Annotated in this window: 25 protein-coding genes; 15 read left to right on the top strand and 10 right to left on the bottom strand. The window is 34.6% G+C overall.

The annotated features are described in order from the left end of the window. Positions 1 to 22: 22 nt before the first annotated feature. The 4 genes from guaB to HNQ00_RS12235 all read right to left on the bottom strand — a co-directional run bounded on the left by guaB (position 23) and on the right by HNQ00_RS12235 (position 4,709). The gene (guaB, locus tag HNQ00_RS12250; protein ID WP_173838792.1) at positions 23 to 1,495 is read right to left on the bottom strand and encodes an IMP dehydrogenase; all 1,473 of its coding nucleotides are present in this window, start codon (positions 1,493 to 1,495) and stop codon (positions 23 to 25) included. Positions 1,496 to 1,808: 313 nt separating this feature from the next. Beyond that, positions 1,809 to 3,206 (bottom strand): DUF5723 family protein, encoded by a 1,398-nt coding sequence (locus HNQ00_RS12245; protein WP_173838791.1) that lies wholly within the window; start codon positions 3,204 to 3,206, stop codon positions 1,809 to 1,811. Then, complete coding sequence (locus tag HNQ00_RS12240) at positions 3,206 to 3,763, bottom strand: hypothetical protein (protein WP_173838790.1); 558 nt, start codon at positions 3,761 to 3,763, stop codon at positions 3,206 to 3,208. The genes HNQ00_RS12245 and HNQ00_RS12240 overlap by 1 nt, the downstream gene beginning before the upstream one ends. Before the next feature lie 82 nt (positions 3,764 to 3,845). Then, positions 3,846 to 4,709 (bottom strand): beta/alpha barrel domain-containing protein, encoded by an 864-nt coding sequence (locus HNQ00_RS12235; protein ID WP_173838789.1) that lies wholly within the window; start codon positions 4,707 to 4,709, stop codon positions 3,846 to 3,848. 199 nt (positions 4,710 to 4,908) lie between these two features. Here HNQ00_RS12235 and HNQ00_RS12230 point away from each other — a divergent pair, with 199 nt between their 5' ends. Beyond that, a complete protein-coding gene (locus HNQ00_RS12230) occupies positions 4,909 to 5,520 on the top strand; it encodes a hypothetical protein (protein WP_173838788.1) in 612 nt (203 codons plus the stop codon). Continuing rightward, on the top strand, positions 5,517 to 6,221 hold the full coding sequence (locus tag HNQ00_RS12225; RefSeq protein ID WP_173838787.1) for a DUF3307 domain-containing protein: 705 nt from the start codon (positions 5,517 to 5,519) through the stop codon (positions 6,219 to 6,221). Before HNQ00_RS12230 ends, HNQ00_RS12225 begins: the two co-directional genes overlap by 4 nt. Positions 6,222 to 6,276: 55 nt before the next feature. On the opposite strand, the gene HNQ00_RS12220 is transcribed toward HNQ00_RS12225, so the two are convergent. After that, on the bottom strand, positions 6,277 to 7,299 hold the full coding sequence (locus tag HNQ00_RS12220; protein WP_173838786.1) for a quinone-dependent dihydroorotate dehydrogenase: 1,023 nt from the start codon (positions 7,297 to 7,299) through the stop codon (positions 6,277 to 6,279). A 146-nt stretch (positions 7,300 to 7,445) separates the two neighbouring features. Between HNQ00_RS12220 and HNQ00_RS12215 the strand changes: the two genes are divergently transcribed. From HNQ00_RS12215 to HNQ00_RS12190, 6 genes are all read left to right on the top strand, one after another. Beyond that, positions 7,446 to 7,991, top strand: a complete 546-nt coding sequence (locus HNQ00_RS12215) for a phosphoglycerate mutase family protein (RefSeq protein WP_173838785.1) — start codon at positions 7,446 to 7,448, stop codon at positions 7,989 to 7,991. 98 nt (positions 7,992 to 8,089) lie between these two features. Beyond that, the gene (gene pepT, locus HNQ00_RS12210; RefSeq protein ID WP_173838784.1) at positions 8,090 to 9,367 is read left to right on the top strand and encodes a peptidase T; all 1,278 of its coding nucleotides are present in this window, start codon (positions 8,090 to 8,092) and stop codon (positions 9,365 to 9,367) included. Positions 9,368 to 9,573: 206 nt separating this feature from the next. Beyond that, positions 9,574 to 10,038, top strand: a complete 465-nt coding sequence (locus HNQ00_RS12205) for a DM13 domain-containing protein (RefSeq protein WP_173838783.1) — start codon at positions 9,574 to 9,576, stop codon at positions 10,036 to 10,038. Between the two features lie 74 nt (positions 10,039 to 10,112). Next, the gene (locus HNQ00_RS12200) at positions 10,113 to 10,970 is read left to right on the top strand and encodes a transporter family protein (protein ID WP_173838782.1); all 858 of its coding nucleotides are present in this window, start codon (positions 10,113 to 10,115) and stop codon (positions 10,968 to 10,970) included. A gap of 91 nt (positions 10,971 to 11,061) precedes the next feature. Beyond that, complete coding sequence (locus tag HNQ00_RS12195; protein WP_173838781.1) at positions 11,062 to 11,763, top strand: response regulator transcription factor; 702 nt, start codon at positions 11,062 to 11,064, stop codon at positions 11,761 to 11,763. A 2-nt stretch (positions 11,764 to 11,765) separates the two neighbouring features. Further along, positions 11,766 to 13,235 carry a sensor histidine kinase gene (locus HNQ00_RS12190; RefSeq protein ID WP_173838780.1) on the top strand — a complete coding sequence of 490 codons (1,470 nt, stop codon included), beginning with the start codon at positions 11,766 to 11,768 and terminating at the stop codon, positions 13,233 to 13,235. Positions 13,236 to 13,289: 54 nt separating this feature from the next. Here HNQ00_RS12190 and yajC read toward each other — a convergent pair whose 3' ends face one another. The 3 genes from yajC to HNQ00_RS12175 form a co-directional block, all read right to left on the bottom strand. Then, the gene (gene yajC / locus HNQ00_RS12185; protein WP_173838779.1) at positions 13,290 to 13,562 is read right to left on the bottom strand and encodes a preprotein translocase subunit YajC; all 273 of its coding nucleotides are present in this window, start codon (positions 13,560 to 13,562) and stop codon (positions 13,290 to 13,292) included. 30 nt (positions 13,563 to 13,592) lie between these two features. After that, entirely contained in the window at positions 13,593 to 14,504 is a 912-nt protein-coding gene (gene nusB / locus HNQ00_RS12180; RefSeq protein WP_173838879.1) for a transcription antitermination factor NusB, read from the bottom strand. Between the two features lie 201 nt (positions 14,505 to 14,705). After that, positions 14,706 to 15,812 carry a Glu/Leu/Phe/Val family dehydrogenase gene (locus tag HNQ00_RS12175; protein WP_173838778.1) on the bottom strand — a complete coding sequence of 369 codons (1,107 nt, stop codon included), beginning with the start codon at positions 15,810 to 15,812 and terminating at the stop codon, positions 14,706 to 14,708. Positions 15,813 to 16,014: 202 nt separating this feature from the next. Between HNQ00_RS12175 and HNQ00_RS12170 the strand changes: the two genes are divergently transcribed. The 6 genes from HNQ00_RS12170 (at position 16,015) to HNQ00_RS12145 (ending at position 23,129) form a co-directional block, all read left to right on the top strand. Continuing rightward, positions 16,015 to 17,775: an ABC transporter ATP-binding protein gene (locus HNQ00_RS12170; protein ID WP_173838777.1), complete on the top strand. Its 1,761-nt coding sequence runs from the start codon at positions 16,015 to 16,017 to the stop codon at positions 17,773 to 17,775. A 71-nt stretch (positions 17,776 to 17,846) separates the two neighbouring features. Next, positions 17,847 to 18,230: a PUR family DNA/RNA-binding protein gene (locus tag HNQ00_RS12165; RefSeq protein WP_173838776.1), complete on the top strand. Its 384-nt coding sequence runs from the start codon at positions 17,847 to 17,849 to the stop codon at positions 18,228 to 18,230. 99 nt (positions 18,231 to 18,329) lie between these two features. Then, positions 18,330 to 19,214 carry a mechanosensitive ion channel family protein gene (locus tag HNQ00_RS12160; protein WP_173838775.1) on the top strand — a complete coding sequence of 295 codons (885 nt, stop codon included), beginning with the start codon at positions 18,330 to 18,332 and terminating at the stop codon, positions 19,212 to 19,214. Between the two features lie 167 nt (positions 19,215 to 19,381). Beyond that, positions 19,382 to 21,892 (top strand): cation-translocating P-type ATPase, encoded by a 2,511-nt coding sequence (locus tag HNQ00_RS12155; RefSeq protein WP_173838774.1) that lies wholly within the window; start codon positions 19,382 to 19,384, stop codon positions 21,890 to 21,892. A gap of 55 nt (positions 21,893 to 21,947) precedes the next feature. Further along, positions 21,948 to 22,307: a DoxX family protein gene (locus HNQ00_RS12150; RefSeq protein WP_173838773.1), complete on the top strand. Its 360-nt coding sequence runs from the start codon at positions 21,948 to 21,950 to the stop codon at positions 22,305 to 22,307. Continuing rightward, positions 22,308 to 23,129, top strand: a complete 822-nt coding sequence (locus HNQ00_RS12145) for a sulfurtransferase (protein WP_173838772.1) — start codon at positions 22,308 to 22,310, stop codon at positions 23,127 to 23,129. A 114-nt stretch (positions 23,130 to 23,243) separates the two neighbouring features. Here HNQ00_RS12145 and HNQ00_RS12140 read toward each other — a convergent pair whose 3' ends face one another. Continuing rightward, positions 23,244 to 23,585, bottom strand: a complete 342-nt coding sequence (locus HNQ00_RS12140) for a tRNA-binding protein (protein WP_173838771.1) — start codon at positions 23,583 to 23,585, stop codon at positions 23,244 to 23,246. A 99-nt stretch (positions 23,586 to 23,684) separates the two neighbouring features. Here HNQ00_RS12140 and HNQ00_RS12135 point away from each other — a divergent pair, with 99 nt between their 5' ends. Further along, a complete protein-coding gene (locus HNQ00_RS12135; RefSeq protein ID WP_173838770.1) occupies positions 23,685 to 24,242 on the top strand; it encodes a thioredoxin family protein in 558 nt (185 codons plus the stop codon). Positions 24,243 to 24,324: 82 nt separating this feature from the next. Here the strand turns inward: HNQ00_RS12135 and HNQ00_RS12130 are convergent, their stop codons facing one another. Next, on the bottom strand, positions 24,325 to 25,233 hold the full coding sequence (locus tag HNQ00_RS12130; protein WP_173838769.1) for a glycerophosphodiester phosphodiesterase family protein: 909 nt from the start codon (positions 25,231 to 25,233) through the stop codon (positions 24,325 to 24,327). Position 25,234 lies beyond the last annotated feature (1 nt).

The raw sequence follows: 25,234 nt of genomic DNA, 5'->3' as shown, positions 1-25,234 counted from the left end.
TTTTATAATTTTAAACTCGGTATTATCTTGAATAATTAGGAGCTTCCTTTGTTATAGTTACATTATGAGGATGACTCTCTGCAATTCCGCTTGAAGTTAAGCGTACAAAACGACCTGTTTCTTGCAATGTCGGAATATCTTTTGCACCACAATAACCCATTCCGGCACGAAGACCACCAATAAATTGTAACATGCTTTCGTTTAACTCTCCTTTGTAAGGAACACGCCCTACAATTCCTTCTGGAACTAATTTTTTAACATCGTCCTCAACATCTTGAAAGTAGCGATCTTTTGAACCAGTTTCCATAGCTTCAACAGAACCCATTCCTCTATATGATTTGAATTTTCTTCCTTCAAAGATGATTGTTTCTCCTGGAGATTCTTTGGTCCCGGCTAAAAGTGATCCTAACATCACACAGTCAGCACCTGCAGCAATTGCTTTAGGGATATCACCAGTATAACGAATTCCACCATCAGCAATTACAGGAACACCGGTTCCTTTTAAAGCAGCAGCTACTTCTAGCACTGCAGAAAATTGAGGAAAACCAACACCTGCAACTACACGAGTCGTGCAGATAGAACCAGGTCCGATTCCTACTTTAACACCATCTGCCCCATTTTCTACTAAAAATTTAGCAGCTTCAGGAGTCGCAATGTTACCTACGATCACATCAATTTGAGGAAATTTTGCTTTTACTTGTTTCAAAGTATTCACAACACCTTGTGTGTGTCCGTGTGCTGTATCAATAATGATTGCATCAACACCTGCATTTACTAAAGCTTCAGCTCTTTCTACTGCATCACCCGTTACTCCAATTGCTGCTGCAACGCGCAAACGCCCGTAAACATCTTTGTTAGCAATAGGTTTTTGAGTTAGTTTTGTTATATCTCTAAAAGTAATTAAACCTACTAATTTATAATCAGCGTTAACTACTGGAAGTTTTTCGATTTTATGTCCTTGAAGCACAACCTCAGCTTGCTCTAAAGAAGTACCCTCAGCAACAGTAACTAAGTTTTGAGTAGTCATTACCTCGATAATAGCTCTTGCATTGTTTTTCTCAAAACGCAAATCCCTATTAGTTACAATACCTTTTAATATTTTTTGAGAATCAACGATAGGAATACCGCCAATACCATATTCTTTCATCGCGTTTTTAGCGTCGGCAACTGTAGAAGTAAGCGGCAAAGTAACAGGATCGATAATCATACCAGATTCTGCTCTTTTCACTTTACGTACTTTAGCTGCTTGTTGCTCAATAGTCATGTTTTTATGTAAAACACCTATTCCTCCTTCTTGAGCCATAGCAATTGCCATTGCACTTTCGGTAACCGTATCCATAGCAGCTGATACTATAGGAACGTTTAGTGTAATATTTCTTGAAAATTTAGATTGGATACTCACTTCACGAGGAAGCACATTTGAGTAGTTAGGAACTAATAATACATCATCGTACGTTAAACCTTCGCCGATAATCTTGGAGTTGTGTGCTATCATGGTGCAATTTCTAGTTGAATTGCGTGCAAATATAGCAAATTATTTGATATAAAGGTTCCTTTAACTTGCTTTTAAGATTATTAACGGCTAGAACTACCCTAAAAACGCGTAATAACACTACAAATAATAGTCACAATAGTATGATGATACGTAGTTATTTCTAGCCCAGACTGAAATGGAAAGCCCATAAGAAGGGAATACTCTAATTTTTCTTAGCGAGATAAAGCGACCAAAGGAAACTCTTATATTGCTTTAGAAAATTAGTATTTACTCTTATTGCTTGTAATGTAAGGCTGGAAATAGCTCCTTAAAATTAGTAGAAAGTTGTTCGCTCCTTGAGTATTATATTGAATCCAAATTGCAGCGAAAAAGCGTTTGTTTTTGCTATGTCTCGTAGTTCTAATAAATTATCAGCGAGAATATAAGCGTTCAATCTACCTAAATTTCCAGCAATACCTAAACCTAAATTAGTGTATGAATACGCATCAATCGTATAGGTCGCTTTCCATTGAAATGAGTTTGAAACACTGTGTTGATAAAAGCCGGTAAGTGCAGCTGTAGGCGCTTTAGGAAGGGTTTGAAAGAACAATTGAGCACCAATAGCATTGCGATAATTATCAGCATCTGACGAACAATTACAAGCATCATCGTTTTTACCGTGATACGAATATTGATAAGAAGCATTAAACTTTATAGGTCGTAGACTATTGTATTTTGTAGTGGTTGAGTCGTAAACTACAGCGCTTTTGAATTCGTCATAGGTACTTCCTGATGTACTAGGGCCTGTAAAATTTGGATTTAATCCATTGTATTTATAGAATCCTTTATACGTGTAATTTTTTACTTCTTTAGCGTAATGTATGAATCCCATATCAAGTAAACTCGCAGTCAATTGAATGTTTTTTTTAGGGTAGTAGGTCGCTCCTATGTCTAGTCCTAAGCCCAGATTACCCCCAAATAAGGCTTTTTTCAAGATATTATTTGTGGTATATCCTTGATTATCATCATCAAAGTATTGTGAAGCACCAGCAGAATTCAAAGTGACATTTGCATCAATTGTTTGATCGTAAAAATTAGGTGATCCATTATCTTCGGTTAGGATGTAACCGCTGTTTCTAGTTGTCCTCGCATGAGCAATACTCGAGTAAATTTTACCTCTAGCTCCTAGTATTAATTTATTTGAGACTTTTTTTCGAAAGCCAAGATGAAAAACACTTAACAATTCTGCTTGTGCATTCAAATGCGACAAATCAAATCGTTTACCAAGGTAAGTGCTATTGCCATACAACGCCAAGATAGCAGGGTCCTTAGGAACAAAGGAAACGAAATCAAATTCTTGATATATACCCAGTGACAAGTAATTTTGTTGTTCCCAGCGTCCTACTTTAAAAGCTGCAGATAGGATTTCAACTTGTTCGTTTAACAGTACACGGTCCTTACTTGAAACCCTGTTTATAGTATTGCGCAACTTGTCATTGAAACTAGTGCTATTATCTGCAAATAAATCGTAAGCTGAAAAGCCAGTCGAACCAAAATTAGCACTTACTCCCGAAAGTACGGGAATACCAATGTGACTATTTTGTTTTAAATCAGCGCCGGGATTTACCATAGTAGATTGCGGAATTGCCGTAAAATTATATAGCAATTGCTTATTTTGAGCGGTTGCACCTAGACAACAAAGAAGCAATATAAGAGCATAACATTTTATCATTATAGTGCTAATTTTATGGTTGCAGTCGAACGAAATTTTAATGTGTCACTTGAGGTAACGATTATCGGTGTGGTCGACGCTATTTTTAAAACTGTAAAATCGATGTTTGTTGCTGACTTTAATATATTCAATCGAGAATTAGTATAACTTTCAGTTTGAGAGATTTTTTTATTTATATCATCATATTTAGCATGTGCTTCTGGGATAGAAATTCGATCTAAGACTCGATCATTAACATCTTTAAATTCGACAATAATTTCATATTGTTTTACATTAATATTTTCAACTTCAAAAAACAAAGTTGCCTCTAAAAGTCGGTCACTAACTGATGCGTCTCTTAATATATCGAATTTTGCATTAACGGTTGGAAATGGAAATGGAGGTAACGAAGGTATTGAACTAGGGATAGGTAATTCAAAATAAGCGAGATTACCCACTATTTCAGGCTCAGCGCTAAAGTCGTTAATTTGATCAAAATTTAAATCACTTGAGCAGCTACTTAAAAAGAGATTACAATAGAGTAGAATGGCAAATACAAAAAAGCGTTTCGAATTCATTATAAAGATTTAAGGTTGCTAAGATATAGCATTATAAAACGTTATAATTAAAGTTTGCATTAAGATTTTAAGCCTTTATCGCTTAATGGTATTCCCCAAATAACTTAGAAGCTTCGTTATATGCACTCTCAAAACTAAGCGGATTGAGGTTTGTGGTTACTTTGTTTGCCGTAAAATAGGATAGTAATTTCTCTGTTGGCATGTTCCCTGTTAGGTCATCTGTGGCCATAGGGCAACCACCAAAACCTTGAATGGCACCGTCAAATCGCTTACATCCACCTGTATAGGCGGCATCAACTTTCTCAAACCAACTATCAGCTGTAGTATGCAGGTGCGCGCCAAATTCCATTTCAGGATATTGAGGAATTAAATTTGAATACAAGTAATTAATTACATCAGGAGTGGAGCTGCCCACAGTATCAGATAATGACAATATTTTCACACCCATAGTAGACATTTTTTCAGTCCACTCTCCTACTATATCTACATTCCAAGGATCGCCATAAGGATTTCCAAATCCCATAGATAAATAAGCAACTACTTCCTTATTTGACTGATCTGCAATTTCTAGAATCTCTGTAAGTGTAACTAACGATTCTGCGATTGTTTTATGTGTATTACGCATTTGGAAGTTTTCAGAAATAGAGAATGGAAACCCTAGATACTGAATTTCGGGATGTTCTGCTGCCATTTGGGCTCCTCTGGTGTTAGCAATTATCGCTAACAACTTGCTGGTTGCTTGTGATAAATCTAATTGTGATAGTACTGTTGCTGTATCAATCATTTGCGGAATCGCTTTTGGAGATACAAAACTACCAAAATCTAAGGTGTCAAAACCAACACGCAGTAATGCTTGCAAATAAGCAACCTTCTTCTCTGTAGGAATAAACGGCTTGATACCTTGCATTGCATCACGAGGACATTCTATAATTTTTACTTGCTTCATATAGCTTCAAAGATAGAAAAACAATTAAGATTACTAAATATCTCTATTTAATTTTTATTATTTTTAACTGATCTCCAATTTACGTAATAATTCGCAATATTACATAATAACGTAATAACATATAATATTACATAAATATGTAATATATTTACATCGATACGTTTTTAACTTTAGATTAAAATTTTAATTATATTTGGGTATGACAAGCATCATTACTGGAGACATAATCAATTCACGAAAGCAAGATTCTACAGATTGGATAGTAGGCTTAAAAGCACTATTAAATACTATAGGAGCCACTCCCGATGTCTGGGAAATCTATCGTGGAGACGAGTTTCAAATTGAGATAAGCGATCCTAGCTTATCCTTACACTATGCTTTATTAATTAAATCGTATTTAAGAAGCATAAAGCTCGATGCCCGAATGGCGATTGGTATAGGTGATAAAAAGTACAATGGGCAGTCTATTTCTGAGAGTAACGGGAGTGCTTTTATACACTCTGGAGAACTTTTTGAAACTTTAAAGAGGCAAAAAATCAATTTGGCCATCGCTACAGCAAGTGATTCACTTAACGAGGAACTTAATTTAATGTTGCAACTATCATTGAGCTTCATGGATTCGTGGCTGGTACAGTCAGCTGAATTTGTTCTAATATCCTTACAAAACCCAACATTATCTCAAGAAGAAATTGGACGACTGTTACAAATTAACCAAGCTGCAGTAAGTAGACGAAAAAGCCGTACAAAATTTGATCTCGTTCTAGCATTAGATAATTATTTTCGAAAAAAAATAAAATTACTCAACGCATGATTTTATTAGTACAATTGTTTTTGGCGCACATTTTGGGCGATTTCCTACTGCAACCTACCTCTTGGGTTATTGATAAAGAGATAAAAAAACACCATAGCAAGTACTTGTATTATCACATTGCTTTGCATGCTTTTTTGGCTTGCGTGATTGTGGGAAACACAGATTTTATAGCCTTTGGAATTAGCCTAGCGATAATACATGGTATCATAGATTTTATTAAACTTAAATTTCAAAAAAACAAAACGAAACGACTATATTTCTGGCTGGATCAAGTAGCGCACCTACTTACTATTGTAGCTGTTTTTCAATTGTATACAAATAGTACTTTACACTTTTTAGAATTCACAAATACCAATCTCCTTTTAATTACAGCAGCCGTTTTCTTGACTAAACCCTGCTCTATTTTAATTAAAAATGCAATTTCGATCTGGACTCCAGAGAACAAACACAAAAAAGAGAGTTCGCTATCTAACGCAGGAAATTATATAGGAATATTAGAAAGACTGTTTGTATTTACTTTTATTATAACGGGTCATTTTGAAGCGATTGGGTTTTTATTGGCAGCTAAATCCATTTTTCGTTTTGGCGATTTAAAGGAAGCTAAAGATCGTAGATTAACTGAATATGTGCTTATAGGAACTTTACTTAGTTTTGGAATTGCACTGGGAACTGGTTTATTATTTACTACACTATCTCATTAAACAAAAAAAGTCCGTTATGAATTACATAACAGACTTTTTTATATGTTGGTAAAAGTTACTTCATCTTTTCAAGAAGCTTTTTATTAATTGCTTTCACTAAGGCTGGACCTTCATAAATGAAACCAGTATACAATTGCACTAAGCTTGCACCTGCATCTAATTTTTCTAAAGCATCTTCGGCAGTATGTATCCCTCCTACTCCTATAATAGGAAACGCTTTATTACTTTTTTCAGATAAAAAGCGAATCACTTCAGTGGCTCTATCTCTTAAAGGCTTTCCAGACAAACCTCCCATTTCGCTTTTATTAACTGATTGCAACCCTTCTCTACTAATTGTAGTATTGGTTGCTATCACTCCTGCAATTTTAGTTTCGGCAACGATATCTATAATATCTAACAATTGCTCATTTGTCAAATCGGGAGCTATTTTTAACAAGATAGGTTTTTGCTTTGGCTTAGCCACATTCTTATTTTGTAATGTTTGTAACAACTGCGTCAATGGCTCTTTGTCTTGCAGTGCACGTAGGTTTGGCGTGTTTGGCGAACTAACATTAACTACGAAGTAATCAACGTAATCGTATAAAGCATCAAAACATATTTCGTAATCGCTTGTAGCATCCTCATTGGCTGTAATTTTATTTTTACCAATATTTCCTCCTATTAGTACACCGTTGTTGGCTTTTAGCCTTTCGACAGCTTCAAGAACTCCTCCATTATTAAAACCCATTCGATTAATAATCGCTGAATCTTCTTTTAATCGAAATAAACGCTGCTTTGGGTTACCATCTTGTCCTTTAGGAGTTAAAGTCCCTATTTCGATAAAACCAAAACCAAAGTTAGATAACTCCTTGTACAATTTAGCATCTTTATCAAAACCAGCTGCTAAACCTACTGGGTTTTTAAATTTCAAACCAAATACTTCACGTTCTAATCGTTTATCGTCTACAAGATAGATCGAACGATACAGTGCCGCAAAACCAGGGATTTTTGACGTAGCACGAACCAGCGAAAAAGTAAAATAATGAATTTTCTCTGGATCGAAAAGAAAAAATAATGGGCGAATAAGTTGTTTGTACATAGCTTTTTAGTTGTGTGTGCAAAAATAGAATTATCTGTTCAATAAATAAATAATAAAGTCTAAAAAAGAAAGCACGCATTTAACCGAGCCTAAAGTGCTCAATTTTAAATATTATACGATAAATTAGCAATTCTAAAACTTGAACCATGAAAAAATTTATTTGTCTATTTTTATTTTTAGCTTCGATAACAGTTTTTGGACAGTCAAATAGCGAATTGAGAATTGTTCTTGTACGCCACGCCGAAAAAATGACAGACAATCCTAAAGAACGTGATCCAGAACTAACCGAAAAAGGAATACAACGAGCCGAAGTTCTTGCAAAAGAATTAGAAGACACAGGTGTAGATGTAGCCTATAGCACAGATTATAAGCGAACTCGCAATACAGCGCAACCAACGGCGACTTTAAATAAAATTCCCGTACAAATTTATGACGCTAGCAAACTAAAAGAATTTGCTGCAAAAGTGATAAAAGAAGACCAGAACAAAACAATTTTAATTGTAGGTCACTCTAATACTGTTCTTGAAACAATGGAAGCCCTTGGAGGAACGAGACCTGTAGAAGCGATCGCTGATCAAGAATATGACAATGCCTTTATGATGTTGATAAAAGCAGACGGCACTATAAATGTAGGTGTGATTAAATATGGCGCTGCTAGTTCTAACACAGAGGGCGCTCAAATGATGCATTAATTAAGAATACAGCGGCAATTAAGCGACCTTAATGACTGTTTTAACACCTCAATTATAAATAAATATTATCTTTGTTACTCAATACAAATATATATTTTATGCAACATATTATTGATCGTTTCATTAGTTACGTAACGGTAGACACTGAGTCAGATCCAAATTCAACAACTACTCCAAGTACTGCAAAGCAATGGGATCTAGCCAATAAACTTGTAGATGAGTTGAAACAAATTGGTATGCAAGATGTTACAATTGATGATAAATCATACATCATGGCAACGCTTCCAAGCAATGTGGAGCACGAAGTACCTACAGTGGGATTTGTTGCGCATTTTGATACTACTCCTGATTTTACGGGAGCAAATGTAAAGCCACAAATTGTTGAAAACTATGACGGTAAAGACATTGTATTAAATGCTGCAGAAAACATCATTTTATCTCCAAGCTATTTCAAAGATTTACTACAATACAAAGGACAAACGCTTATCACCACTGATGGTACTACACTATTAGGAGCTGATGATAAGGCAGGAATTACAGAAATTGTTACGGCAATGGAATTCCTAATAAACAATCCTGAGATCAAACACGGAAAAATTAGAGTTGGTTTCACACCAGATGAAGAGATTGGTCGTGGAGCACATCATTTTGACGTAGAGAAATTTGGTGCTGAATGGGCATACACTATGGACGGAAGTCAGATAGGAGAATTAGAATATGAAAATTTTAATGCGGCTGGAGCTAAAATCACCTTCAAAGGTAAAAGTGTGCACCCTGGTTATGCCAAAGGTAAAATGATCAACTCGATGCTTATTGCCAATGACTTTATCAATGCATTACCAGAAGATGAAACACCACAAGAAACAAAAGGCTATGAAGGTTTTTATCATGTGCACCACTTAAAAGGAAGCATTGAAGAAACCGTACTCGAGCTTATTATAAGAGATCACAGCAAGAAAAAATTCGAAAAACGCAAAGATAAAATCGAAAAAATTACTGCTAAAATCAATAAAAAATTTGCTAAGCAATTTGGTGAAGATATTGTAATTGCTGAAATCAACGATCAATATTACAACATGAAGGAGAAAGTAGTTCCTGTAAAACATATTGTTGATATTGCCGAAAAAGCAATGAAAGAAGTAAACATAAAGCCGTTAATTAAACCCATTAGAGGTGGTACAGATGGTTGCCAACTCTCTTATATGGGATTACCTTGTCCTAATATTTTTGCTGGTGGACACAACTTTCATGGGAAATACGAGTATGTACCGGTAGAAAGCATGCAAAAAGCAGTTGAAGTAATTGTAAAAATAGCTGAATTAACAGCTTTGCCTAATTACAGTTTACCAATTCCTAAAGAAAAAAAGAAAAAATAGTTCTCAATTATTTTACTTTAATCCTACAAAAAGCCAATCAGTAAAGGTACTGATTGGCTTTTTTTTATTCAAAATCTCGGCTAATGCAGGCTTTTTTACTGTAATATGTGAGAAATATTCTTTTGTTATTCTTTCAGAACATTTTCGTGATACTTCTCGATGATATTTGCATCAATGAAATTAATCACAAACTTAAAATTAGAATTATGAAAAGAATTTTTACTACAATGATCGCATTAGCTTTAGTTTCAATTTCAACTGTTGCTTGTTCTTCTGACAACAATGAAACTGTAGAAGTACAAGTAGACACAGCAAGTCCAGTAGGCGCTTTTACTGTTTCAAAAGCAGGAACTCTAACAGCTCAAAATGGCACACCTACAAAAGGTTTAATTGAAACTGGTGTCGATAACAGCAACACTACTTTTGTACACTTAGGTTCAGATTTTACAACAGAACTAGGAACTGGTACTGCAACAATTTACCTGTCAAGAACAGCTACTTTTACAGCAAGCCCAGGAACAGGAAATCCTGATTTAAAATTAATTGGAATTGTTAGTAAAAACGGTGAGGCTTTTTACAAAGTTGACGGAGCAATACCTGCAGGTTTAGATTACGTAATCGTATGGTGTGGTTCTGCAAACATACCGTTTGGAAATGGGTTATTAAAATAAAATAAACTTTCTTCAAACAAAAGACATTGATTACGCTATCAATGTCTTTTGTTTTTAAAATAAAATCACACGACATGAAAAAAATTTCTACTATATTTTTACTATTTGCTATTACCTTATCGATACAAACAAATGCACAAAGTGGCTGGACAAAAGCAAAAAATGACTACTTCTTTAAATTAGATTATAGTTCGTATAAATCAACCGACTTTAGAAACAACGATGGAAAAAGCATCAAAACAAGTGAATTCTCTCAAAAAGCAGCTTCCATTTATGGTGAGTACGGAATTACTGATCGCTTAACAGCAATTACATCTATCCCGTTATTTAAACAAAATGGTTACGAAACCACAAATAACGTTAGCGGTTTTGGTGATGTGCGATTAGAGCTAAAGTACCAATTACTTCAAAAATCGTTTCCGTTATCTATTTCTATCGCTCCAGAATTACCTACTGGTAAAGCCAATAATTTTGCTACTAACAAGCAAAACCCATTAGATCAAATTAACTTACCATCAGGAGATGGCGAATTTAATGTGTGGACGACACTAGCTGTTTCTCACTCTTTTATACCTTCAAAATTATACGCAAGTGCGTTTAGCGCTTTCAATTATAGAACGAAATATCAAGAGCGTGATTTTCAAAACCAGTTTCAATCTGGAGTTGAAGCAGGCTACAAAGCATTCGACAAGTTGTGGTTAAATAGCAAGCTAATCATACAAACAGGCGTAGGTAAAGGACCTCAATTTGCAGATTTTATTAGAGGAGACGGTACGACCTACACTGCCGTATCAGTAGGCGGAATGTATGAATTAGGCAAAAATTTTGGTATCACTGCTCAATATTTTAATACAAACAGTGCCATAGTAAAGGCAAAAAATGTTTACGCTAACAACATTCTTTCCTTTGGGATTGTCTACCAAAAAAAATAAAAGCTTTGTTTAAATAAAATAAATAGTTGTATTTTACCATTACTATCATCCTACTCCCATTAGCGCGCATCAATACGTAACCATAAAGAATATGAAAAACATTTTAATTATCGAAGACGATCCTGCCATTGTTGAACTCGTTGAAATTCACTTGAAAGACATCCATGCTGAATTAACAAAGGCATACACCGGTTTTGACGGCTTAGATCTTGTGAAAGCAAATCATTATGATGTTATCATTTTAGACTTAATGTTACCAGATATCAACGGTATCGAAATATGCAAACGCATTAGAGCCGAAAAAAATACCACACCTATCATGATGCTTACGGCGCGCAGTGAAGAAATTGACAAAATCATAGGTCTAGAAACAGGAGCCGATGATTACTTGACAAAACCATTTAGTATCAGGGAGTTTATAGCAAGAGTAAAAGCGCTAATTAGACGCAACGAAATGTCTACTCCTGAACCCCTACCCGTACCTGAAATACTACAACGCCATAATTTAACGATGGATACGCTAAAAAGAAAGGTAACGCTAGAAGACGAAGTAGTAGATCTTACCCCTAAAGAGTTTGACTTGCTGCACTTATTCATGTCTAATCCTGGTATTAGTTACTCTCGAGAAACACTGTTAAACACAGTATGGGGTTATGAGTTTTCAGGATACGAGCATACGGTGAACTCACATATTAACCGCCTTCGAACAAAAATAGAATCCAATCTAACCAATCCAAAATTTATATTAACTACTTGGGGTATTGGTTACAGATTTTCAGATGAAATAATATAACCATGGAACAAAAAAAGTTTAATCCATTATTTTGGAAAATATCGGTAGTTTTTTTCTTTCTCCTTGCAACTGTAGGTGTTGTTCATATTTACATTAGTTATAAATATTCTACAGAATATTTAGAGGAAGTAGACCAACGCTTGAATCGAGATACTGCTAAAAATATTATAGAGAACTCTACTCCTTTCTATAATGGCCAAGTTATCAAGCCCGCTCTTAACGAAATGTTCCACCACGTAAGAGCAATCAATCCCAATCTTGAGGTATATCTTGTTGATCCTGCTGGGAAAATTCTAGCATGGTATCCACCAGAGAAGAATTTAGTAGCGACTACTGTTAATCTAACACCTATAAAAACATTTATAAATGATAAAGAAGAGAAATTTATTAAGGGAGATGATCCGCTAAATCCTACCACCCAAAAAGCTTTCTCTGCGCACCCCTTAACCATGAATAATATGCTGTACGCTTATATTTATGTCGTTTTAAATGGCGAGAAGGAGAAACCAAATACTGACGCACTTTTCACTAGCTACTTACTGCAAATTAGCTACCGAACCATGGGAGTAACTTTATTTTTTACTTTTGCAATTGGGCTTCTAATTATTAATACTATTACTCGAAATTACAGTAAGATTCTTCATGTCATGCAGCAATTTAAGCAAGGGGAGTTAACCGCTAGAGTTGATTTAAAAACCATTGGAAGCGAAAAACCATTAGCAGAAATTTTCAATGAAATGGCCGACATTTTAACGAATAACATTAATAAGCTCAAAGAAGTAGAAAACTTAAGAAGAGAATTAATTGCCAATGTTTCTCATGATTTACGAACACCTATAGCAATCATTAGAGGCTACCTCGAAACATTGCAAATTAAAGAAAACTCGATATCTGCCGAAGAACGAAAGCGATACATCGACACGGTGAGTAAGAGCTCAGAAAAGTTAGAAAAACTGGTAAATGAATTGTTCGAATTATCAAAATTAGAAGCAAACCAAATAAAACCAGAGAAAGAAAATTTTATCATCAGTGAATTAGTAAATGATATTGGTACTAAATACAACCTTATTGCTAAGACAAAGAACATCACAATCGAAACTTTTTTATCGAAAGAATTAGCACCTGTATTTGCAGATATTTCTTTAATCGAAAGAGTGATTCAAAATTTACTTGACAATGCGATTAAATTTACGCCTGAAAACGGACACATCACTATTGTTACAGAGAAATGCCACAACGATCATGTCAAGATTTCGATAAGCGATAATGGTATTGGTATTCCTGATAAAGATCGAGAACGTATTTTTGCTAGATACTACCGATCTGATAATTATAGTGATATAAAAAACAGTACCGGATTAGGATTAGCTATTGTTAAAAAAATACTTGATCTTCATGATGGCACGCTCGAAGTACAGAGCGCCGAAGGGAAAGGAAGTAGTTTTATTTTCAGACTGAAATGCAGTTCATAAAAACAAAAAAAACCGATGTTTGCACATCGGTTTTTTTTATTTCAAATACTGAAATTATTTTTTTGCTAAAGCAGCACTCATTTCCATTGAAATTGAAGAACGCTCCATTTTTAACTTTCCAGCCATAGTTTCAATAACTACAGTACCTTCTGATAATTCAGCTACTCTTCCGTGTAAACCACTTTTAGTAATAATTTTATCCCCTACTTTTAAAGTGCTTTCAAACTCTTTTTCGTTTTTTGCTCTTTTTTGTTGTGGTCTAATCATAAAGAAATAGATTACTACAAACATTAAAATAAAAGGCGCAAATTGAGTTAAGTTTTCCATAGTTTTAAATTCTGTTTTTGTTTATTAATATTACATTAAACCACGACCGGTTTTCTGCATTTTTTTATTCGATTCTAATTCTTTAACTAGATTATCTAGAATTCCGTTGATAAAAATACTACTTTTTGGAGTAGAGTATTCTTTTGCAAGCTCTAAATATTCATTTAAAGTAACTTTTACTGGAATTGATGGGAATTTTAAAAATTCGCAGATAGCCATTTTCAAAATGATTGTATCTACCTCAGCAATTCTTTCGCTATCCCAGTTTGGTGTTTTGTCTACAAATTCTTTTGCAAGTTCTGATTCGTTCAAAATAGTTTTTCGAAACAAATCTTTTACAAATGCTTTATCTTCTGCATCTTTATACACTTTTGGTACAGTAAAATCATCATCCATGATAGGCTTCATTGATTTCAGCTGCTTTAAAATTTGCGTATTTACTAATGGAATATCATCTATCCAAGTTAATTGATCATCTTCTAAGAACTCATATAACTTTTCATTAGGAGCAATAACTTCACCAAAAAGATTTGCAATAAGCTGTCTATCTTCTTCAAATGTTGAACCTTCTTTACTCATATAGTCGATGTAATATGAACTTGCTTTAATGGCAGTCAATAACAACGAGATATAATCTTCATGAAGAGTCCATGCATCAATTTTTCTTGTTTCTAAAGCAATACTTAAAGAATTGTTTTCGGCAAGAATTTGAAAGATACTATTCTTTACAAATTTTTCATTAGGTTTACGTTCTTGCGGAGTTGCAAGGTGTTTAAGGCTTGATTTATGTAAAAACTCAGCCTCTTTTTTACAGATTTCCATTAAGGAAGAAATCATCGTAAGGTATAAATCTTGAATATTGTCGATACTGTAGAAAAGAAATTTTTCTTCTTTCTCTAAGTTATCTGAACCATTTTGATGCATCGCATAAATGGATTGCATCACCTTCACGCGAATGTGTCTTCTATTTACCACCTTGTAAGAACTTTTATTAAATTAGGGTGCAAAAATAAGAATTTCATTTTTTATAATAAAATATATAAATGCTTATTTTAAAAAAGCATTCCGTGTAAGCACTCTTATATTGACAATTTTGTAATCAATTTAAAAGCACCACACGGAATACTAGCTAACTATAATGAATTATTTTTTACTGTTTTCTAGCTTTCTTTGATCAATACGATCTTGTGCAATTTTAAGTGCAGCATGATGTGTAGTGATGCTATTTGCAACAGCATAATCAAGAATTTCTAACGTAGTATTGTAGATATTCTCTGTTTTTGTCATGGTTTCAGCTTTACCATAATGCGCTAATTCAGCATAAACATTGATAATTCCACCAGCATTAATCAAGAAATCTGGAGCATATAATATGCCACGTTCTTGCAATTTAGCACCGTGAATATCCTCGTTTGCTAACTGATTATTTGCAGCTCCAGCGATAACTTTAGCCTTAATTTTATCGATAGTTGCATCGTTAATTGTTGCTCCCATTGCACATGGTGCGTAGATATCTACATCAGCAGTATATAAATCAGCTCCAGTATAAATGGTAGCGTTGTATTTACTTCCTACTTCGTATAATTTCTCTTCATTAATATCAGCGATAGTTACAACAGCGCCTTCTTTTGTCAAATATTCTACCAGAGTTTCTCCTACATGTCCAATTCCTTGAACCAAGATTCTTTTTCCAGCCAGTGAATCTGTTCCAAATTTATGTTTTGCAGCCGCTTTCATTCCCATGTACACTCCATAAGCAGTTACAGGAGAAGGATTACCTGAACCACCTCTTTCTTCAGAGATACCTGTTACATAAGGAGTAACATCTCTTACAATATCCATGTCTCTCGTTTCCATTCCTACATCTTCAGCAGTAATGTAACGTCCGCTTAATCCGTGAACAAATTCACCAAATTTGCGCATTAACTCTGGTGTCTTTTTAGTTTTAGAGTCACCTATGATAACTGCTTTACCTCCACCAATATTTAATCCTGTGATTGCTGCTTTATACGTCATTCCACGAGACAAACGTAAAACGTCATTTAACGCTTCCCATTCGTTAGCATAATCAAACATTCTAGTACCTCCTAAAGCAGGTCCCATAACTGAATTATGAATACCAATAATTGCTTTTAAACCCGTATCTTTGTCGTTGCAAAATACAATTTGTTCGTGATCATTAAATGATAGTTGTCCAAAAACTGGATCCATTTTTTGAAGGTCCTTTCCAGTTGCAAAAGTTGCATCCATATAGCTTTATTTTAAAGTGATATAATTGTGAATTTGTCAAAAAGACAAATCAAAATTACACAAAATATGCATATCTTTCATTTTTTTATGATAAAAATGCATTTACTCTAAAATACGGACTTATATAAAATTTTAAAAAATAATAATTCTGTAAAGAATTATATAAAAGAACATCAATTTCAATAGAGAATTTCACAAAAAAATGAAAGAACTAAGTTATTTAAATAAATATTTCGTTAAGTACAAATACAGTTTTTCACTAGGTATTTTATTTACAATCATTGCTCAAATTTTCATGCTGTTTACTCCTAAATTAATCAGCCAATCATTTAAGGTTATTGAGCAGTTTTCAAAAGATAAAACGGTCTCCACAACAGTCATTAGAGAAGAGTTAATTTCGAATGTTTTACTAATTGTTGCCACAACAATTGTTGCAGGAATACTCACATTCTTGATGCGACAAACATTAATTGTTATGTCTCGTCATATCGAATTTGATTTAAAAAACGAAGTTTTTAGACAGTATGAAAATCTGAGTCAAAACTTTTATAAGCAAAGCCGAACAGGAGATTTGATGAATCGCATTAGTGAGGACGTTTCTAAGGTAAGAATGTATGTAGGTCCTGCAGTGATGTACAGTATAAATACCATCATTCGTTTTGCTATCGTAATCATTTATATGTACAATGTGTCACCGCGTTTAACTGCTTACACGTTACTGCCGCTACCGCTATTGTCTTATGGTATTTTTAAATTAAGTACTGAGATCAATAAACGAAGTACTATCTTCCAGCAATACCTTTCTAAAGTTTCTAGTTTTTCACAAGAGATATTTTCGGGGTTACGTGTAATAAAAGCCTACTCATTAGAGCAGCAACACAGCAACAACATGGTGAATCTTGCTAATGAGAGTAAAAGCAAGAGCTTGAATCTTGCTAAAGTGCAATCGTTGTTTGGTCCCCTGATGCTAGCGCTTATAGGGATTAGTAATTTGGTGGTAATATATTTTGGAGGATTGATGTATATCGATGGAACGATTCAAAGTATAGGTACGATCGCTGAGTTTATCTTATACGTAAACATGCTTACATGGCCTGTTGCATCTTTAGGATGGGTTTCATCAATGGTGCAAGAGGCTGAGGCTTCCCAAAAAAGATTGAATGAGTTTTTAAAAATCCAACCCGAAATTCAAAACAACAATCCAGAGCGTTCTGTTATCGACGGTGCCATATCGTTTAACGATGTAAGCTTCACTTATGCCGATACTAATATTACCGCTTTAAAAAACATATCTTTTACAGTACAAAAAGGAGAAACTCTTGCTATTCTTGGTAAAACTGGCTCTGGAAAATCAAGTATTTTATCTTTAATTTCGCGTTTATACGATGTTACAGATGGAAGTATTAAAATCGACAATAACAGCATACAAAGTTTGAATTTAAACGACTTGCGTAATAATATTGGTATCGTCCCACAAGATGCTTTCTTATTTTCTGACTCTATCAAGAACAATATAAAATTTGGTAAAGAAGATGCTACAGATGAAGAGGTTATGGCTGCTGCTAAAAGTGCAGTGGTGCATAACAACATCATGGGCTTTAATAAAAAATACGACACAGTACTTGGAGAACGAGGCATTACTCTGTCAGGAGGACAAAAACAACGTGTTTCTATTGCAAGAGCAATCATAAAAAACCCTCCAATTTTATTATTTGATGACTGTTTATCAGCAGTAGATACAGAAACCGAAGAAACTATTTTAAATAATTTATTCGAAATATGTAAAGACAAAACCACGATAATTGTCAGCCATCGTGTTTCTTCTGCCAAGAATGCAAATAAAATAATTATTCTTGAAGACGGTAAGATTATCCAACAAGGAACTCATAATCAATTACTAAATGAAGAAGGCTATTATGCATCCTTATACCTCAAGCAACTTTCAGAAAAAGAATTGCTTTAATTGTTGTGTAATACATTAATTTTTATGATTTTTGGTTACTACTTAACAACCATTAATTGATAGAACGGATTATGAGAGAAAATGATATATTAGAAAAAGAAGAAATTTTTTCTAAGGTTTTACGTGCAGGAAGAAGAACGTACTTTTTTGATGTAAGAGCTACAAAAGCTGATGATTATTACATTACGATTACTGAAAGTAAAAAATTCACCGAAGAGGATGGTTCTTTTCATTTTAAAAAGCATAAAATTTACTTATACAAAGAAGATTTTGCATCATTTTCAGAAATATTAAACGACATGACCTCTTATGTGCTTAATCACAAAGGCGAAGAAGTAATATCAGAAAGACATCAAAAGGATTTCAAAAAAGAGTATCTTCTTGAAAAAGTCGAAATGGAAGAAGCAATACCAAGTATTTCAAGCTTCACTGACATCAATTTTGATGACATTTAAAATTTAATAAACATATTAATACACTTTAAAGTCCAAAGACCTAACGGTTTTTAGGGCTTTTTACTTTACACAACTTTTGTAATTTTAATCGAAAACAACATGAAAGAGATTTTTGAAAAAAGCTTAGAAAAATACAGCGAATTAATTGTTCCGTGGTTGCTTACAAGCGGAGTAAAAATTATTTTTATTATTATCGTTGCACTTATAATCCATAAAGTACTCGCTAAATTTATTGCTAAAGCAGTCAAAATAGCCGTTAGACCGGATCATTTTAGTTCTCCAGAAGCAGAGGAAAAAAGAGAAAATACACTAATCCAAATATTTACAACAACGGCTCAAATTGCCTTAATCATCATGGCTACTTTGATGATTCTACAGGAATTTGGCATTGAGATTGCTCCTATTTTAGCCGCAGCTGGTATTGTAGGTTTAGCTTTTGGATTTGGAGGTCAATATTTAATACGAGACATTATAAGCGGTTTGTTTATAATTCTAGAGAATCAGTACCGCATAGGTGATGTTGTTAGCTTTGACAATGCTAGTGGCGCAGTTCAAGAGATAAGCCTTCGTAAAACAACCCTTAGAGATATGGATGGCACCGTACACCACATTCCTCATGGGGAAATCAAGAAAGTATCCAATTTATCAAAGGATTTCTCCCGAATAAATTTAGACATGGGTGTAAGCTACAATTCTAACCTCGAACAAGTAATTACAGTTATCAACAAAGTGGGGAACGATCTAGCAAATGACCCTGAGTGGAAAACGTCAATCCTTGCGCCACCATTGTTCTTGAGAGTAAATGACTTTGCAGATTCAGCTATAATGATGAAAATATTAGGCGAAACACTTCCTAGTAAACAATGGGAAGTAACCGGAGAACTGCGCAAACGTCTTAAAGCTGCTTTTGATAAAGAAGGCATCGAAATTCCGTTTCCACAGATGGTATTACACCAAGCGCAGCCAGTTGAAGCTGAAAAGTAACTCACAATCATACTTTATTTAAAATACCTGAAGATTTAGTTTTCAGGTATTTTTTTTATCAATTCTTACAATAATTTCTAACTAATAATCATCATATTACACTGATAACTATCATATATTAAAGCAATTAAATAGCCTATATTTGAATGTGAATAAATACGTATTACATGGCTAAAGAAATCAATATCCCAGCAAGCATTATTGGCTTAACTGATAAGGAGGTGCTGGTCTCAAGAACTAAATTTGGCACTAATGAACAAATTCAGAAACAACAATATAAATGGTGGCTAGCGCTCATTGACTTGTTCAAAGAGCCTATGCTATTACTTTTAATTGCAGTTGCTGTGATTTATTTTATATTAGGCGAAAACAGCGAAGCTTTATTCATGTTGGCTGCAATATTTGCTGTCTCCGGAATTTCGTTTTTTCAAGATAGTCGCAGTAGAACGGCGTTAGAAGCATTAGAAAAACTAAACGAGCCATTAAGTAGCGTTTTGCGTAATGGTTTAGTTATCGAAATTCCCACGCGAGAGATTGTAATAAATGACCTCGTAATTGCAGAGGAAGGAAACACAATCAATGCCGATGGAGAAATTGTGCATAGCAACGACTTTTCTGTAAATGAATCTGCTTTAACGGGAGAACCCTATGCTGTCTTTAAATCTGAAAAAAATGGCAATAAAACAGTTTATAGCGGCACATTAGTAGCCTCAGGACTTGCAGTATACAAAACAACTCATATAGGCTTAAAAACAGAAATAGGCAAACTAGGTCATTCTATTTTATCCATAAAAGAAGAACCTACGCCACTACAGCTACAAATAGAAAAATTTGTAAAAGGAATGGCTATAATTGGTATAATCATATTCCTTTTAGTTTGGGGAGTCTATTTCTGGAAAACTAATGACCTATTAAATAGCTTACTTAAAGGCTTGACATTAGCAATATCTATACTACCTGAAGAAATTCCAGTCGCTTTTACAACTTTCATGGCATTAGGATCTTGGCGATTAATGAAAGAAGGTATCATAGTCAAAAAAATTAGAACTGTTGAAACTCTTGGAGGCGCGACCGTTATATGCACGGATAAAACGGGTACAATCACCCAGAATAAAATGAGCTTACAATCTGTCTATAATTATGAAAGCAATGTATTATTCGAAAAAGAAAATTTTCACACTGATGCTGCAATAAAAGTAATTGAAATCGCTATGTGGGCAAGTGAACCTGTTCCTTTTGACCCCATGGAGCAGAGCTTACATCTAGAATATAAAGCCACAACTCTAAACGACCAGCAAAGTGATTATACTATGGTGCATGAGTACCCATTAGACGGTAAGCCACCTATGATGACACATGTTTTTGAAAATCGTACAGGCAATCGTATAATTGCTGCAAAAGGAGCTCCTGAGGCTATTTTAGAAGTTTCAAACTTAACTGAGCCTGAGAAAAAAACTATAAAAAAAACGATTGCGGCACTTGCTATTAAAGGCTACCGCATACTGGGTGTAGCACAATCACATTTTGTAGGAGGCAATTTCCCGGCTCATCAACAAGAGCTCCCTTTTTATTTTGTAGGACTGGTAATTTTTTACGATCCACCAAAAGAGAATATCCAGAAAGTAATGGACCAATTTTACCAAGCCGGCATCCAAGTCAAAGTAATTACAGGTGACAACAGTGTCACCACGCAAGCAATTGCGACCATGGCTGGTATTAAGAATCCTGAATTTATAATTGAAGGAAGTGAATTCATGAAATTAGATGAGGTGAATCGCTTACTAAGCATCCATAAAAACACCTTGTTAACTCGTATGTTTCCAGCAGCTAAACTAGCAGTAGTCAAGTCGCTTAAAAATGATAACCAGGTAGTCGCCATGATTGGTGATGGCGTAAACGATGGCCCTGCTTTAAAGGCAGCTCACATAGGGATTGCCATGGGGAAAAAAGGAACCGAAATCGCTAAAACAGCCGCAGATTTAATATTGGTTGATGATGATTTATCTAAAATGATTGTAGCAATAGCTGCTGGACGTCGCATTTATACTAATTTAAAAAAGGCTGTACAATATATAGTGTCTATCCACATCCCAATCATACTTACCGTCTCATTGCCATTATTTCTTGATTGGACCTATCCAGATATTTTCTCTCCAGTACATGTCATATTCTTAGAATTAGTAATGGGCCCAATGTGCTCTATTGTTTATGAAAACGAAGCGATAGAAAAAAATAGTATGACTCAAAAACCCCGGCATTTAAGCACGACGTTCTTGTCTATAAAGGAAATGGGAATAAGCATCATTCAGGGACTTATCATCACTATTGGAATCTTAATTTTATACCAAATCAGCGTTCATAATGGAGCTGATGAAAATACAACACGCACACTAATTTTTACGACCATGGTATTAGCCAATATTCTTTTATCATTAGTGAATCGATCCTTCTACTACTCGTTATTTACATCTTTAAAAAATAAAAATAACATGATGGTTTTTGTAAATTCTTTCACTTTATTAATGCTAGGTCTTATTATATATGTCAATCCCGTCGCAACATTTTTTGAAGTTATCCCATTAAATAGCAATCAATTATTACTATGCATTACCGTAAGCGGCATATCTGTTTTGTGGATCGAAATTTATAAATGGTACAAAAGATGTAAAAACACCTAACTTAAACCCTATATTGCATGGATTAAAATTTATAAAAAAAATTCTCAAAATCGCTATGACGAATAAAATCATATATTGGACCTCAACAATATTACTGTCTTTACTAATGTGCATGTCTGCTGGAATGTACCTTTTTAACACCGTCATGGTCGAAGGAATATTTAAAAGTTTGGGGTATCCTACCTACATTATTTATCCTTTGGCTTTCGCTAAAATAGTAGGTGTTCTGGCTATTTTAACTAAGAAATCTACTTTCTTAAAAGAATTGGCTTATGCTGGTTTCTTTTTTGATTTTATTTTGGCTTTCAGTGCGCATATCATTGCTAACGATGGCGGTCATCTAACAGCTTTAGCAGCAATGATATTGCTAGTTGTTTCCTATATTTATGACAAAAAGGTTTTTAAAAAAGCGTAAATGAAAACACCAATTGTATCTATAAAATGGCTTGTATCAAATTTAGCAGACCCAAGATTAATTATTCTTGATGCAAGTCAGCAGCTGAACCAAGCTCAGCTAGCGTCACAATTTATAGGAATACAAATAAAAGGCGCCCGTTTTTTTGACATGAAGAACGATTTTAGCGATACTACAAATCCATTACCCAATACGCTCCCTACCGCTGACCAATTTACTGCTGCTGCACAACAGCTTGGTATCAATAGCAATAGCAAACTAGTGATTTACGATAGTCTTGGTATTTATTCTAGTCCGCGCGCTTGGTGGTTGTTCACCATTATGGGACATGAGGATGTCTGGGTTCTAGATGGTGGCCTTCCTGCTTACGCAAAAGAAAATCTGCCGTTAGAAACTAGTGAGAATCGAGTATATGAAAAAGGAAATTTTGAATCAAAATTTAAGCCGAATTTCTTTAAAACCAAAGAGCAGATTCTAGAAAACATTCAAACAAAGGAAGCCACAGTAATTGATGCCCGATCAAACGATCGCTTTCTAGGAGAGACGCAAGAGCCAAGAGCTGGATTACGAAGCGGTCACATTCCTGGATCGATAAATATTCCATACACAACAGTGCTTCGTGATGGTCACTTTTTATCTAAGGAAGAGTTGCTTACAGTTTTACCTCAACATAATAAACCAATCTATTTTAGCTGTGGTTCAGGCGTTACCGCTTGTATTGATTTGATGGCCTACGAAATTGTAGGAGACAATAATTCAAAAGCTGTTTACGATGGTTCATGGACCGAATGGGGACAAATTAAAAGCCTACCTATCGATTAATTGAATAGCCTTAGAATTATTGATACTCAGGTAGCTCGTCAGCACATTTTTATTGAATAATTGTACAAGTAATTATTCTTAGAAAGCACGCTTTGGCGAAAGCTACAAAACATTTTAACCTATTCGTAATCCGTTTTCGATTTTGAAATCAGGTGCTAATAATACCACTTCAGCTTCCTTCCCTACTGCTCCTAAAACCAAACATTCGCTCATAAATTTTCCAATCTGTTTTTTAGGAAAATTAACAACAGCTACAACTTGGCGATGTACCAATTCTTGTTTTGAATACCGCTTAGTGATTTGAGCAGATGACTTTAATATACCTATTTCGATTCCAAAATCAATGGTTAGTTGGTATGCAGGTTTTCTAGCTTCAGGAAAATCATTTACTGCTAAAATAGTTCCTACTCGCATTTCTATTTTTTCGAATTCTTGCCAACTTATATTATTTTCCATTTGGAGATTTATTTATGCGTTACAAACTAAAAATAGTCATTTTAGCGTAAAAGCAATCGATTTTTAGTAACTTTAAAGTTCACAATTAAATAATTTAAAATGGCTAGAACCACCTCAAATATGCTTCCGTTAGGGACAAAAGCACCTGAATTCTTTTTGAATGATCGCACTTCTGAAACCGCCTGGTTTTCTTTTGCTGATTTAAAAGGGGAAAAAGGAACTCTAGTACTTTTTATTTGTAACCACTGTCCGTTTGTTCATCATGTAATCGACGAGGTAATCATGATTGCAAATGATTACCGTGTGCAGGGACTAGCAGTCATTGCTATTAGTAGTAATGATGTGATTAATTACCCGCAAGACGCTCCTAAATTGATGACAGAGTATGCTTTTGAAAATAATTTTGAATTCCCCTATTTATATGATGAAACACAGGATGTAGCTAAGGCATACCACGCAGCTTGCACCCCTGATTTTTATTTATTTGACAATCAAGACGTCTTAGTGTATCGAGGACAACTAGATGATAGTCGCCCTGGAAACGGAATCCCCCTTAGCGGAAATGATTTACGTGGTGCCATCGACAGTGTTTTATACAATCGCAGCTTAAACAAGGAACAAAAACCAAGCATAGGCTGTGGTATTAAGTGGAAGTAGTGCTAATTTTTATTCGAATAAAAAAGCGTCCCAAAAAATAAATTTCGAGACGCTTTAATAAAAAAAAAATTAAACAAACCTTTTACTTCCTTAGTGGCAGTGCCAAATTAGGATAATCTGAGATAATACCATCCACTCCCATCTCTAGTAGCTCACGCATTTCGGCAGCGGTATTTACAGTCCATGGAATTATTTTCACCTTATTTAAATGCATTTTACTAACCTCATCAGGATTAAGCAAAACGTAGTACGGACTGTATATTTGTGGTGTGAATCCTAATAACTCAATGTTTTTTGCAAAATTGTTCTCAAAGGTTAGATATGATAATGTAAATTCAGGATCCTTTGTGTGCAAGTATTGTAACACACGTGTATCAAAACTTTGAATAACCACGCGTTCCTTTGGAATAGATTTCTTTATTTCACTCACCAATAAATCTGAAAATTCTGCCACTGTAGGTTGGTACCCTTTTTCCTCATCTTCAACAGTACTCTTAATTTCGATATTATAAAGTATGTTAGGATTCGTTTTTTCAGCCATGTTAAATACTGCTGATAATAATGGCTTACTTACCTTCTCTTTCTTTTGCTCAGGAAACAATGCGTTTCCCAAACTCCCTACATCATAAGACTGTACATCAGCAACATTATGTTGATAAATATTATAAGCTAAAGCTTGTTCTTCTGTCACATGCTTCCCAGCCTGATCTAAGGTGATTTTAGCATTAAGCCAAGGTTCATGAGACACCACTAATTGCTTATCCTTAGTAACCACAACATCTAATTCTAGTGTATTGACATTAAGAGCAAGCGCTTTTTGAAAGGCAGCTATTGTGTTCTCAGGCGCTAATCCTCTAGCTCCACGATGCCCTTGCAATTCGAAGCTATAGGTCTTATTAGCCGTATTTGTAGCTACGCTACTGTTATCAACAAGTTTTTTACTACAGCTAGAAAAAGCAACTATCGAGGCAATCAGGATGATTTTCTTCATT

Origin of the sequence: Flavobacterium aeripolare (genome assembly GCF_013294025.1) — a bacterium.
In the GTDB taxonomy this organism is placed as follows: Bacteria; Bacteroidota; Bacteroidia; order Flavobacteriales; family Flavobacteriaceae; genus Flavobacterium.
This window is presented reverse-complemented; position numbering and strand designations above follow the sequence as displayed.